The organism is Photobacterium swingsii (assembly GCF_024346715.1).
GTDB classification, from domain to species: Bacteria; Pseudomonadota; Gammaproteobacteria; order Enterobacterales; family Vibrionaceae; genus Photobacterium; species Photobacterium swingsii.
Genome location: NZ_AP024852.1, coordinates 2,279,344 through 2,292,646, shown reverse-complemented (window position 1 = coordinate 2,292,646; position 13,303 = coordinate 2,279,344). Strand labels below are relative to the sequence as shown.

Here is a 13,303-nt window from a genome sequence, read left to right as displayed (position 1 = left end):
AGGAGTCCGCTATAAGTGGTCAGATGTGTTAAGTGTAGGTGAGTTGTTTTATTTTGCTGAAAACAAATGAAGGAGGCATTGCCTCCTCCATTATGGTTAGCGCTTACGCTTTATGGGTTGTATTGGTTTGTCGCCAATGGTTGTTTTGCCTGGGCACACACGCTTGACAGGGCACTTCATACAGCCCCAAATGGCCGCATAGGGGCACAGGGCAATTTCCTTGTACTTCTTCGTCATAACAGTACCTACATTGCTTCTATCATTTCATTAATGTTTGAACGCACTCAGTAATAGTTTTTGTGTAATACGTTCTTCGAGTGTTTTTGGTTCATCAAGGCGCATACGTTTTAATAAACATTTTTGCTCTTCATCTGGTTTTCCTACTACGAGTGAGCGGGCGATAGCTTGTAATTTACCAGTAGGGCTAGCTGTTTCCTTTTTCAGTTTTTTAAGCGCTTTACCTATTGTTAGTTCTTCGTCGGTAAAACTACAACCAAATGGGAAGGCTGGGAACCAGTTAAGTTTGGTGTAGGGGGCCAAGAAGGCTTTGACTGAATCCGGTGTATTGTTCGCAAACTCAGCAGGGATTTGATAATCCTTCGCGACTTTACCTGCGGCTTTGGCTTCAGATAAAAGTTGCTGCTGGAAGCGAGAGTCTGCAATTTTAATGAGTTCGGTGTAAACCACGTGATCCGGCTTACTGCGTAAATCCGCAATACCGTATTCGGTGATAACAATATCCCTGAGTTGGCGCGGAATTGTGGTGTGGCCATAGTTGAACAAGATATTCGACTGTAGCTTACCGCCACGGACGCAGGTACTGCGGATTTTAATGATTGAACGAGCATCAGGCAGTTGGTGCGATTGCGCGACAAAATTGTATTGGCCACCCACACCACTGACAACTTGGCCATTAGCAAGTGCATCAGAAACAACCGATCCATCGAGTGTTACCATCATGCCTGAATTAATAAAGCGGGCATGCTGACGTTGCACTTGTTTTAGTTTCTGACTGCCAAGCATATGATCGTAGAGGTCATTGACATAGTTCACGCTTGTCATGCAGAAATGCTCATGCTCCTCTGGTGTTAAGTCACGCAAGTTTTGATAAAACTCTTGTGGGCCGATAAAGAAAGCGCCATGCATGACAATGCCGCCTTGTAAGCTATCGTTTAAGCAGTATTTACTGATGTCTTGAAGGCACTGTGCATCGTGTAAGTTGGCTGTAATTTTATGCCCGTTAATTATCAGGGTACCGTTGCGATAGCAAACTTCGGGCTTCAATACGCCAATTTTTAGTAAGTAATTGACGTCTTCTTCGGTGAGGAATGGCGTGATGATCTTATGGTCACAAAGGGTCAATAGTGTAGAAATAGATACGTCGGTAGTGATTTTGCCGTTATTTAATAAATGTTGCAGTGCAACGTCTTCGAAGACTTGTCGTTTTAGAATACCTGCTTGATACAAGTGCATGAAGCCATCGACCATGAGTTCACTACAGCCGTATAAGCCATGATAGAAAGGTTCAGTATCACCAACAAGGCTAGTGATCGGGAATCTCTCTTTGACCTTTAAGGCTTTCAACATCTGTTGGTATTCAGTGTTGTGTTGGTGGCGCACGAGCGTGCTGTAGGTGAGTGCACTACTGAGTGATCCAATACCAATTTGTAAGGTACCGTTATCTTTTACTAAAGTACTGGCGTATAAACCGATCAAATGATCTTCTGGAGAAATAGCCATATTCGGTGCAGCAAAGATGGCATAGTCTTGGTGATCGGCTTTGCTATTTGCGTCTAAAACAAAATCGAAGGCATTAGAAGGAAGCTCAGCGTGGTTATACATGAAAGGCATGTTGGTATTTACTTCTCCCACAACAGCAATAGGTTTACCTTCCGCTTTTAATTTATCTAATTCAGGAATTAAGTCTAAACCCAAGTCAGAGTTACTGCATAAACTGTAGGTTGTTACGCCGTCACAAGTACGTGATGCAATCAGTTGTGCGATAACATTTACTTTCTTATCAAGGAGATCGCGAACTGCATGGGTGTAGTTTGTACTGGTATAGTTGAGTTGCTGTTTGGAATTCAAACAACTGCCCGCTTTGAAGAAAAACTCACAAACTTGGACATTCGGCGGTAAATTGCCACTGCGAATGTCTTTCATGTACTCGATGTCAGGGACATCGGCAAATTCACGATCGACAAAAGGTTGCAGGAAGTTTTTCTCTAAAGCTGATTTACCCGCTGGTTTTTCTAATGTGATGCCTGTTTCGATAGTGAGTGATATAGAAGGATCTTCTTTTGCTCGTAGATAAAGGGCATTAGCGAAAGCAATAGGTTTACCGATCGCAAGTGGGAGTCCTAATACGATCTTTTTGCCTACCGTAGCAATAACTTGATCAACAAGATCATCGTGGTGATCGAAAACAGTCGCTGGTGGTTTTGTATGAGATACAGAGTTGCCCGCCATGAGAGGCGTAAGATGAGCAGGATGCGTTTCAACGAGTTCAAGTACAGACATATCACATTCCTTTGTTATCGGTATTAGCGATGAGCAGTAATATTTTTTGTTTGTTGTTAAATTGTTATTATTGGAAGAAAGAATAGAGCATTCATTCTATTTTTGAGTGATACACTGTTCTTTATGCAATTTGTTGACTCCAGTCACATCCTTTCTGCACATACTGTGGAGTATGTATCGCTTGTTGCTAGCCGCATATTGCAATAGTTTCAATCAGTGATTTAGCCCGGTTGTTTTTATTGAAGTGCTTATAAATAAAGGGGTGACGGATAGGTGCTTTCATATTGCGTGATATAAATCACGACTTGATATTGCTTGAAATCTAAAAGCGGTTAGTAGTCGATTTTACGGGTGATTTTGTGACATCAGCACAGTACAAGGAAAGAAATTAGAAAGAATGATCTAATATTCATTGTTACCGTAAAGACAGCAATTTGTTATAGGAATAAAAAGGATCATTTATGCCGAGCTTGTCGCTGTTGGATTTTAGTTTTGTGGCCTTCGAGTCAGCGAAAACGCCTCTGCATGTTTCTGGGCTGATCATTCTAGAGCCGCCGAAAGAGGATGCGGCAAATTATGCGCAAAATGTTTATGCGAGCTTTTTACAAAAGCCAGATGCGTGTCAGCCTTTTAACTGGAAGCTGAATTGGGGTATGACGGGCAAACCCCGTTGGGATGTATTGCCAAGTATTAACATCGAAGATCATATCCGTTTTACTATGTTGCCAGCTCCTGGTAACGATGCACAATTGCAAAAAGTGGCGGGTCGCATTCATGGGCAGGTACTTGACCGTGCTAAACCGCTATGGGAAGTATGGGTGATTGATGGCCTAGAAGGAAACCGTGTTGCATTAATGATGAAAATGCACCATGCGGTTGCTGATGGTATTCGAGCAAGTAAGATGTTTACCTCTAGTTGCTCCCCTGATATTGAAGAATCTTTTAATGCGCCATTATGGCAACATGATTTACGTAAGACATCGTCGCAGCGTCAGCAGGAACATCACCTGACCGAAATGGTCATGAAAACTGTGACTAAAGCATCGAAGCAGATTTCTCTACTGCCATCTATGTTCCGCTTAGGCACTAAGCTGGCAATGAAAGCCGTCAATCTCGGTCACAGTGATTTAGCCTTGCCTTTCTCTGCGCCGAAAACGCCGTTTAATGCCAACCCTCAGCGTAATCGTGCACTGAGCCTAGGCGATTTTTCGATCAAACAAATTAAGCATTTACGCACGATAACAGGTGCGTCGATGAATGATGTTCTCTACACGGTATCGGATATTGCGCTAAACCGTTATTTGAATGATAGAGCGCAGCCATTACGCAAACCGCTTATTGCTATGATGCCAATTAACTTACGCAGTAAAGCAGAATCGACTGCGGGTCATGGTAATAAAATGACGATTGGTAATGTGGAATTGGGTCGTCCGAACCTTACGCCATTACAGCGTCTAGAGGCGATTCAAACCGCGACTAATGATCTTAAGCGTGAAGCCTTGGCTATCTCCCCCGATGCTTACATTAACTACTCTTTGTTGGTGAATGGTATCTCTTTGATAACAGGCAAGCTCGGCGTTAATAATTATGTGCCGACCACCACTAACTTGCTGATTTCTAATGTTCCTGGGGAAAAAGAACAACTTTACTTCATGGGTGCAAAAGTACAGCAGCAGTACCCGGTGTCTGTGCTTATGCCGGGACAAACGCTCAATATTACTTTCTTCAGTAATGGCGACACCATGTATTACTCATTAGTGGCTTGTAGCCAATCGTTACCGGGTTTTGAAGTGATTGCAGATTACATGCAAGAAGCGTTTGAAGAACTACAACAAGAGATATTTGAAGCGGCTTGTTTTGAAGTCGGTGAGCGTGTTGATAAGCCAAATGAAGAAGAGTTGGCGATCGAAGTGGCTGTTTCTGCTGCGCAACAGTCTTTAACACCTGAAGATGAAGAGTTTGAGCGTTTATTGCGTGAAAAGCAGCATAAAGTGGCAGAGCTTGAAAAACAATTAGCGGCACTGACAGCCAAATTATCGTCTCAAATTGAGATTGATCCAAGTGTCGAGGCGGTTAATCAAGACATAGACCCCCTTCCAATTAAGGAAGGTAATGCGACACAATCTCGAGCTATGGAAGTTTAACTCTGATATTTGAAGCACTTTAGAGAGAGTGCTTCACGAAAGAGCGCTCTATCAAATCGCGCTTTATGAAATTACCATCACTTTTATTCTAGCGTTTGCCGTGGCTTTGGCTGCGGCTTTTTTTTGCGTATTATTCCTCTATACAAATATAAACAAGGAGCGACATATCACTCCTTATCTATGTTTCCGCTGATCAGTACTGTACTTTTACGTATTTAGCTTATTGCTTGGCAGTGATGTAAGTACGGTAGCCGCCAATCAGGTTTTTCGCTGTAAAGCCATTATTGACGAGCTGACGGTAGGCCACATTACCGCGTAAACCTACCTGACAATAAATTACGATCTCTTTGTTTTTCGGTAGTTCGTGCATGCGGTGGCGAAGTTGATCTACCGGAATATTCAATGCACCTGCAATATAGCCATTTTCCAGTTCAGCTGGGTTGCGCACATCAAGTAGTACTTGGTTATCCGTTAGCTGGTCTATTTCATTAAAGTGGATAGGTGTGGCATCGCCGTTAATGATGTTATTAGCAACAAAAGCAGCTTGGTTGATCACGTCTTTAGCACTGCCGTATGGTGGCGCGTAGGTTAGTTCTAGGTGTTGAAGTTGTTCGACTGTCATTCCAGCACGTTGTGCGACAGCCATAATATCAATACGCTTATCAACACCGTCTTTACCTGCGGCTTGTGCGCCTAAGATTTTGCCTGTTTTTGGGTCAAACAGCATTTTGAAAGACACAATTTCGGCGCCAGGGTAGTAGCTCGCATGGCTGGCGGTATGGACATACACTTTTTCAAAATCAATACCGTCGCGTAGCAGCTGTTTCTCATTCTTGCCCGTGGAAGCAATGGCTAAATCAAAAATCTTACAAATCGCGGTGCCTTGCGTACCTTGATAGCTTTCACTTCTGCCCATCATGTTATCTGCTGCCATCCGGCCTTGTCGGTTCGCAGGGCCTGCTAGTGGCACCATGGTCTGCTCGCCTGTAACAAAATCTGTTTCTTCAATAGCATCGCCCACGGCATAAATTGCAGGATCACTGGTTTGTAGGTTAGGGGTTGTCCAAATGCCGCCTAGATCCCCAATTTTGAGCCCCGCATTCTTTGCAAGTGTGGTTTCAGGGCGAACGCCAATCGCCATAATCAGTAGATCAGTCTTTAACGATTCCCCATTGCTCAACGTAAGGTTGAGGTGGCCATTGATATGCTGATGTTGGGTATTTTCACCCGCATCTTCGCTTGCGATGTGGGTCTCTGGTACATACTCAACGCCTGATAAAGCAACGCCTAAGCGTAGATCGATGCCATGGTTTCGAATTTCACTGTGAGCGAAGCCGGCCATTTCTTTATCGACAGGGGTCATCACTTGGTCAGCCAGTTCTAATAAGGTTGTTTTAATGCCTCGTTGGTGGAAAGCTTCCATCATTTCAAGACCAATAAAACCGCCACCTACTACGGTTGCATGCTCAACATTGTTGGTTTCGATGGTCTGGAGAATACGGTCCATATCTGGAATGCTACGAAGACTATGCGTCAGCGGGTTTTGTACCCCTGGGATTGGCAGAACAATAGGGCCCGCGCCCGGGCTTAGTAGCAGAAAATCATAGCTCTCGGTGTACTCACTATTATCGAGTAGGTTTTTGACTGTGACTGTTTTTAGCTCACGGTTGATACTGGTCACTTCGTTCATGACACGAACATCAACTTTGAAGCGCGCGAGAAAGCTATCGGGTGTTTGAAGCAGGAGTTTACTACGATCTTGGATATCACCACCGATATGGTAGGGCAGGCCACAATTGGCAAAAGAAACAAATTCACCACGTTCAAACATGATGATTTCTGCGTCTTCACTTAGTCGACGTGCGCGAGCTGCTGCAGATGCACCGCCTGCAACGCCACCGATAATCACAATCTTAGTCATACTCACTCCTGATATTATATTTTAACTTTCGTAACTGTTTCTCACTGTAAAACTTAATTTTAGCTTTGTCTAATTTAAATTTAACTTAATTAGCATTGACTAATTTAAATGGCAGGTTAAGCTATTTATTAGAAGGGTATTGGCGAGCATAGAAGTCAATAATAAGTACTGATGTGTCGGGGGAGTGAGATGAGTGAATTTCCATGGGATGCACTAAGAGGCGGAATGTTATTAGGGCTATCCGCAGCGTTATTAATGGTGATGAATGGCCGTATTGCAGGTATCAGCGGTATTGTCTCTGGGCTATTGAAACCGCAGAAAGGAGAGTTTGGCTGGCGAGTAACCTTCATTCTTGGCATGGTCATCGCAAGTTTAATTGCACCTATGCTGGGGTTTGAATTACCGCTCGACTTACCAGTTGCATCAATCCCTGTGGTTGTTCTTGCTGGTTTGTTGGTGGGTATAGGCACCAAGCTTGGGAATGGTTGTACGAGTGGTCATGGTATTTGTGGAATGGGTCGTCTGTCGAAGCGTTCTATTATTGCCACCTGCGTATTTATGGGGTGTGCGATCGCCACAACCTTCATTCGTCTTCATCTATAAGGGCCAGCTATGTTGATTCAAACGATAGTTTCAAGCGCCATGTTTACGCGACTTATGACTCTGACATCTGGTTTGCTTTTTGGATTAGGCATGATGATGTCAGGCATGGTTGATCCCGTGAACGTTATCGGCTTTCTTGATATTTCAGGCGACTGGAACCCGAACCTGATGTTTGTCATGGGGGGCGCACTCATGGTGTTTATGCCGCTCTATTTCTTGGTGATTCGACACTTAGATAAACCTGTTTGTGATAATGAATTTAAGGTGGCAAAAAATACTATTGTGGACCCTAAGTTGTTGACGGGTTCTGCACTTTTTGGAATAGGCTGGGGGATCGCGGGAATTTGTCCTGGCCCTGCCGTAACGTCTTTAAGTGGTGGTAACACTGGGATAATTATTTTTACGCTGAGTATGTTGGTTGGCTTCTTTATTGTCGGAAAAATTGCATCACGACAGTAGAATGTAGATTAGTGCTCAGAATCCCCTCATTTAATGCATTGGCTATTGAATCATCGTCAGATTTTGGTAAAAAGGATTGAAGTCCCCAGGAGCAGGAGGCAAGGATGACGATTGCCAGTAAATTATTAAGCCCAGCGATCATTGATCAGGCGAAAAAGGAAGGTGTGCTAAATGCTTTGGAAAGCGTTTACGCTAAAGCGCACTACGCGAGATTCAAGCGGGTAAAATGGGGACGTGACTTTTTTGATGGGATTCAATTTGGTGATGGTAGCCTGATAGCCGTTAAGCCCGGCCAATTTAACCGATTAACGCTGGTGGCACTTGAATCTGATACTGCGCTTGCTTAATGCTTGCGACAATTTTGGACAAAGTGCGCAATAAGCCTCGTGAGCAAACGGGGCTTTTTTGTATCTGGTGATACCTCTAGTGATCTAGATCACACTATTGCGGTATAAACCAAATAAATACCAATAGTGTATTGTGCTTTCCTCTCTAGATTATTACTTTGCTTATTGACCGAACAAACAGCATTTTTCACTGACCATGAAAGAAGCTGCTTTGATGGCATAAGGAACGCCATCAAAAGAACAATGGAACTGATCGTTTTAGGAGTACGATGATGATTCACACTAATCTAGGGGCTATATCGCATATAGTTTCTGGTGATATACCAAGGACAGCCTCTCATGGTTGCGCCATTAATTCACAGCCCTCAATTTCAACCACCTCTTCTATTGCTTTAGAGCGATTTTATCACTTCTCGTTTATGAAGCGCTTTTGCGCGTAATCCTAATGGTTTAAGCAACCCATCGCTTAACAATTAATCTTATTCTGCTTGATGTACCACTTAATGACCAAGGTGCACATTGTGCAGGAGAAAACGAGAATAAAAACGCTTTAAGGAACACATTGTGAATTTAAAAATTATGGGCAGTGCTTTGATCATTGCCGGTACTGCACTTGGTGCAGGTATGCTTGCTATCCCTATGGTATTGGCGCAATTCGGCCTACTGTGGGGTACTTTGTTAATGTTGGTGATTTGGTCTGGTACGACCTACGCGGCACTGCTTTTACTTGAAGCCAGCATTAAAGCGGGTGGTGGTTTAAGCATGAATACCATCGCACGCAAAACATTAGGTAAAGGTGGGCAAGTGGTCACTAACGGCTTGCTCTATGCATTGCTTGTCTGCCTATTGATGGCTTACATCATCGGCGCTGGCGACTTAGTGAAAAAAATGGCGGCAAGTGCAGGCATAGAACTCACTATGTTACAAACGCAAATTGCCTTTACGCTTATTGCGGGGATTGTCGTGGCAGCAGGTACAGCCGCCGTTGATAAGCTGAACCGTGTACTATTTGGCATGATGCTGGTTGTGCTTGTGATGACTCTGTTCTCACTGGTACCTTCTATTTCTATGGAAAACTTGATGACGGTTACGAGTGATAGCAAAGTTGATCTGATTAAAACCAGTTCAGTGTTGTTCACAAGTTTTGGCTTCATGGTCGTTATTCCATCATTAGTGACTTACAACGAAGGTGCATCGCAAAAACAACTGCGCAATATGGTGGTGATAGGATCTCTTATCCCATTGTTCTGCTATCTGCTTTGGTTATACGCAGCAGTAGGTAATCTTACTTCAGAGCAACTCGTTCACTTTGCTAACGTTTCAGAGCTAATTGCAGCTTTAGGCACAAAATATAGCAGCATTCATACGATTCTATCTGTATTTACTGGCCTTGCGCTTTTAACTTCATTCCTTGGTGTGGCTATGTCGCTTTATCACCAAAATGAAGATGCGTTTAAGCAAAATCGCGCTGTAACTTATGTATTAACCTTCATTTTCCCTTTGATTGGCGCCTTGTTAGCCGCAGATCAATTCCTGGCTGTATTAGGCTATGCCGGTATTATTCTTGTCTTCCTCGCGATTTTTGTGCCAATGGCTATGACAGTGAAAGTGCGTCAGCAGGACAGTTGTGGTAGTGGTGAGCAGTTGCTACAAACGGAGCAAGGCACATTGTACCAAGCCTCTGGCGGTAATATGGCGCTTGGTCTTAGCTTTGCGTTTGGCTGCTTCTTACTAATAGCCCAAATGATTTAATCTTATTGACCCATTTCTTCAATGAAAGGCATACCTAGGTATGCCTTTTTTATACATGCAAGAAAGCTTGCCTCCCATATGGATGGCTAATGCTGTATATCAGGCTGATATTCATAAATTGATAATAATCCAACTTGATTTGACATGAAATTATTTCGTAAGTATATTATGCGCACATTAATGCATTGCTCTTTATTGCTGGTTTAAATGGTGATGGAAATTTAGTTTTTTTTATTAAAACGCGGTTCAATTGCTATGTGTTTTGTGTCAAACTTCCGTGGCTTAGTAATGTGTCAGGTGTGCGCATGCTTATTGTTACTTAGCACTGAAACAATAATATTAAAAATTACTCAATTAATAATTGCTTAGTGGTAGACATTGATATGAATAAAGTTTTGTTAAAGCTAATGGTTGCTCTTGGTGTAGTGACTATGGTCGGTTGTTCAAGCATTGAAACAGCAGAAGACATTCAAAAGGCGGATTGTTATTTCCCTGATATGCCTTCGAAAGAAGCGCCGAAATGGATTTGTGAAGTTACACCACAAGGTTATGAAATTATTGGTGTAGGTTACGCGAAGAAAAGCGTTGCAGGTTCTGGCATTATGCGCGAAATAGCATTGAATAATGCGCAACAACGTTTGGCTTCGCAGCTAGAAAATAATATTAAAAGTAAGTTCGATGCAGTTACAAGACAGTCAAGCACAACAACCAAAACAGTCAGCGACGAGCATGTATCTGAAATGGTAGAAATCACCATTAACAATGTTGTTAGCACTGTGATTCGTGATGCTCGCGTAATGACTACGCTGACGTCACCAAGTGGCGGTATGTACACCTTAGTAGCAATGACTAACGATGCTTATCAAGCGAATATGGCTGCAGCAATTGAAAAAGCACGCAAAGATGAAATTTGGAGCAACCTTGATTCAGAAGAAGCGCAAGAAGCAATGAAGAAAGCGTTAGCATCTTTAGAGGGTTAATTGTATGAAAGCGATGATGAAAAGCTTGTTAGGCTTTACTGTACTTGCTGCAACGCTATTAACTTCAGGTTGTGCTTTTTACACTGAAGTGGGATCAACCATTGCGGCGCCAAGCAATAAAGGCATTAACTATAAGCAAATGGAAGTGAGTAACTTCTCTTCTTCTGAAAAAAGTAAAGGTCCTGTTTTTTCAAAGATGCTGCGTAGTAAGATTCGTGAATACGGTTATGCTGACCCAGCTAGCAAAGCGCTTGGCATTGTTGTTACTGGCGAGATCAGTTGGGACAAAGATGAGTCAACATGGAAAGAGGAAGTGAAATCGGATGATGGCAATTACTTCCGTTACTACGCAAAACGTACACGTTCTGCGACAGTCACTTACTCTGTGAAAAAGAATGGCCATGAAATTACCTCTGGTAACTATTTTAGCCAATCAAACAGTGAGAAAAATGACCTAGACAGCATAGGTGCAGCGCACGCTAAACTGCAAGGTTGGGACAGCATGAACAACTCGATTTTAGAAGACCTTTCTGTTCGTGTAGCCCAAGATCTGACGCCGCACCAAAAGTACATAACTGTACGCTTGCTAAGTGGTGATGATGAAAGTATTGATCTTGCAAATGAATATGCACAGCGCCAACGTTATGATCAAGCCTATGCTATGTACCAGCAAATTGCGCAAGCATCGCCAAACGTAGCTGATCAGGCAATTGCAACGCATAACATGGGTATGATTAAGTTCCTTGAGAGTGAATTTAAAAATGCTTATAAGCTGATCAAACAAGCGAATGTGATTGATCCAAAGAACATGGAAATCTTGGATTCAATTCCTATGGTTGAAAATTACTTCCAAATGAGCAAAAGTCATGATGAACAAATTAAATCTGCTTAGTGCTGCAACGGCATTACTGCTGCTTGCTGGTTGTGCTTCTGAGCCGAGTGTGATCGTTCACGTTCCACCAGCAAAGTCGAAGATCTTTGGTGATGTCAGCTCATGTGAAAGTCAGCTACAACTGCATGTTATTCATGAAACCGATCCCACAGGCGAGCGTATTTATGTTACGTCTGAGCAAACCGTTGTTGTAGCTGGCGGCGATCGCGATAGCATTACAACGCTTGAAGCAGCAGCTCGTGACCGTGCACTATCTTTAGCTGTGATGGAAACAAATGGTGTCGCAATTGAGAAGCACTTTACTCAAAATGAAACTGTGTTAGACCGCAATGGTTCACAGTCATCATACGGTGATGTGCAATCTTGCTTAACCAGCAAGGCTGTTGGTGTTGGTGTGGCGCAGCTTCGTCATTGTGATACTAAAACATTGCCTTCACGTCACATGGAAATGACCTGTGTTGTGGATGTCAAAGTGCCCAAGATGAAAGTTGAGCGCATGTAAGGGTTCTTCTTTTCGCTATGTAATCCACATGGCATAGATATTAAAACCAAGTGCTTGTCACTTGGTTTTTTTTATTAGAACAATCCTAATGGCTAGGGTGTCGGTACAATATTCACCCCATTAATTATCAAGTCATTCTTGTTGGATTAGTTATTAACAGTTTTGATGTAAACGACGGCTAAGGGTAGCTAGGAGAAATATCAGGCACGAAAAAAGCGATAATATACTAAGTACATTACCGTGGCGTTGTTGGTGCGAGGAGTAGGGAAGGCGAGTTTGACCGAACTATAGCCTTCCACTAATGTAAGCCTTTAAATGACCAAAAATAAAGGACTTACAGGCTTTTCACTGAGTACGAAAAAGTGAAAAGCGGCAATATGTTTGCGTGAGCTGATAATACCGACTTTGTTTGATCGCGGCTATAGCCTTGCCTTATGCTGTTTTCGACAAAATACACTAAAGTGTAAACTTATAATTACACGCTAAGGGTTGCGCTGATAAAGCAGTAAGTGATGATAAAGAGTAATGAGCAATATGTGCGGCTTGTCATGGTACGCCATGCAGAAACTGAGTGGAACCTAGCCGGCAAACTGCAAGGATGGCGAGACAGTCGCTTGACCTTAGCGGGTAGGAAAGCACTCTCAAGTTTCATTGCAAGGAACAATATTCCCCGTCAATATCCAGCAGACATTGTATATTCCAGCGATTTAGGCCGTGCTTTGGCATCTGCACGTATTATTTGTAATAAAAGTGGTGGATATATCGTGCCAGATCAACGTTTACGTGAAAGAAGATTTGGTATTCTCGAGGGTAAGCAAAAAAACGTATGTATTAATGGGTTTTTACATGCTAGGCACTGGTTTGCTTATCAAGGCCGCTATGAAAAATGCTTGGATGCGTGCTTGGCAATAGCAACTGAGCTACAGGCAGAAAGTGAAACTGCCTTTGAGCGTCGAGTCGTGGATTTTTTGCGTGCTTTAGTAAGACGACACGCAGGCAAAACGATTTACGTGGTTAGCCACGGTGAGTGGATTCGCTGTGCAAACAATATTTTGCATGGGCGAACATCGTGGGCATACGGGCAAGGTATTCCGATGAATACTGAAATGAATATTTTTGAGCTAAAGCCACCGCAGCTTAATTTAAGTGAATGAATAGTAAATATTATTGTTGATAACTAGAG

Annotated in this window: 11 protein-coding genes; 9 read left to right on the top strand and 2 right to left on the bottom strand. The window is 42.9% G+C overall.

The window, feature by feature from the left end:
- Positions 1-267: 267 nt before the first annotated feature.
- Complete coding sequence (locus OCU77_RS10585; RefSeq protein WP_048900686.1) at positions 268-2,520, bottom strand: acetyl-CoA hydrolase/transferase C-terminal domain-containing protein; 2,253 nt, start codon at positions 2,518-2,520, stop codon at positions 268-270.
- A 461-nt stretch (positions 2,521-2,981) separates the two neighbouring features.
- Between OCU77_RS10585 and OCU77_RS10580 the strand changes: the two genes are divergently transcribed.
- On the top strand, positions 2,982-4,664 hold the full coding sequence (locus OCU77_RS10580) for a wax ester/triacylglycerol synthase family O-acyltransferase (protein WP_048900685.1): 1,683 nt from the start codon (positions 2,982-2,984) through the stop codon (positions 4,662-4,664).
- Between the two features lie 220 nt (positions 4,665-4,884).
- On the opposite strand, the gene OCU77_RS10575 is transcribed toward OCU77_RS10580, so the two are convergent.
- Positions 4,885-6,585, bottom strand: a complete 1,701-nt coding sequence (locus OCU77_RS10575; protein WP_048900684.1) for an FAD-dependent oxidoreductase — start codon at positions 6,583-6,585, stop codon at positions 4,885-4,887.
- A gap of 189 nt (positions 6,586-6,774) precedes the next feature.
- Here OCU77_RS10575 and OCU77_RS10570 point away from each other — a divergent pair, with 189 nt between their 5' ends.
- From OCU77_RS10570 to OCU77_RS10535, 8 genes are all read left to right on the top strand, one after another.
- Entirely contained in the window at positions 6,775-7,188 is a 414-nt protein-coding gene (locus tag OCU77_RS10570; RefSeq protein ID WP_084711892.1) for a YeeE/YedE family protein, read from the top strand.
- A gap of 54 nt (positions 7,189-7,242) precedes the next feature.
- Positions 7,243-7,647, top strand: coding sequence for a DUF6691 family protein (locus tag OCU77_RS10565; protein ID WP_390624754.1), 405 nt, complete (start codon positions 7,243-7,245; stop codon positions 7,645-7,647).
- A 104-nt stretch (positions 7,648-7,751) separates the two neighbouring features.
- Positions 7,752-7,994 (top strand): hypothetical protein, encoded by a 243-nt coding sequence (locus tag OCU77_RS10560; RefSeq protein WP_048900682.1) that lies wholly within the window; start codon positions 7,752-7,754, stop codon positions 7,992-7,994.
- 564 nt (positions 7,995-8,558) lie between these two features.
- Positions 8,559-9,746 (top strand): amino acid permease, encoded by a 1,188-nt coding sequence (locus OCU77_RS10555; RefSeq protein ID WP_107302499.1) that lies wholly within the window; start codon positions 8,559-8,561, stop codon positions 9,744-9,746.
- A 383-nt stretch (positions 9,747-10,129) separates the two neighbouring features.
- Positions 10,130-10,726, top strand: coding sequence for an LPP20 family lipoprotein (locus OCU77_RS10550; RefSeq protein ID WP_048900681.1), 597 nt, complete (start codon positions 10,130-10,132; stop codon positions 10,724-10,726).
- Between the two features lie 4 nt (positions 10,727-10,730).
- Positions 10,731-11,618: a tetratricopeptide repeat protein gene (locus OCU77_RS10545; protein WP_048900680.1), complete on the top strand. Its 888-nt coding sequence runs from the start codon at positions 10,731-10,733 to the stop codon at positions 11,616-11,618.
- Positions 11,593-12,120, top strand: a complete 528-nt coding sequence (locus tag OCU77_RS10540) for a hypothetical protein (protein ID WP_048900679.1) — start codon at positions 11,593-11,595, stop codon at positions 12,118-12,120. Before OCU77_RS10545 ends, OCU77_RS10540 begins: the two co-directional genes overlap by 26 nt.
- A 512-nt stretch (positions 12,121-12,632) precedes the next feature.
- Entirely contained in the window at positions 12,633-13,274 is a 642-nt protein-coding gene (locus OCU77_RS10535; protein WP_084711891.1) for a histidine phosphatase family protein, read from the top strand.
- Positions 13,275-13,303 lie beyond the last annotated feature (29 nt).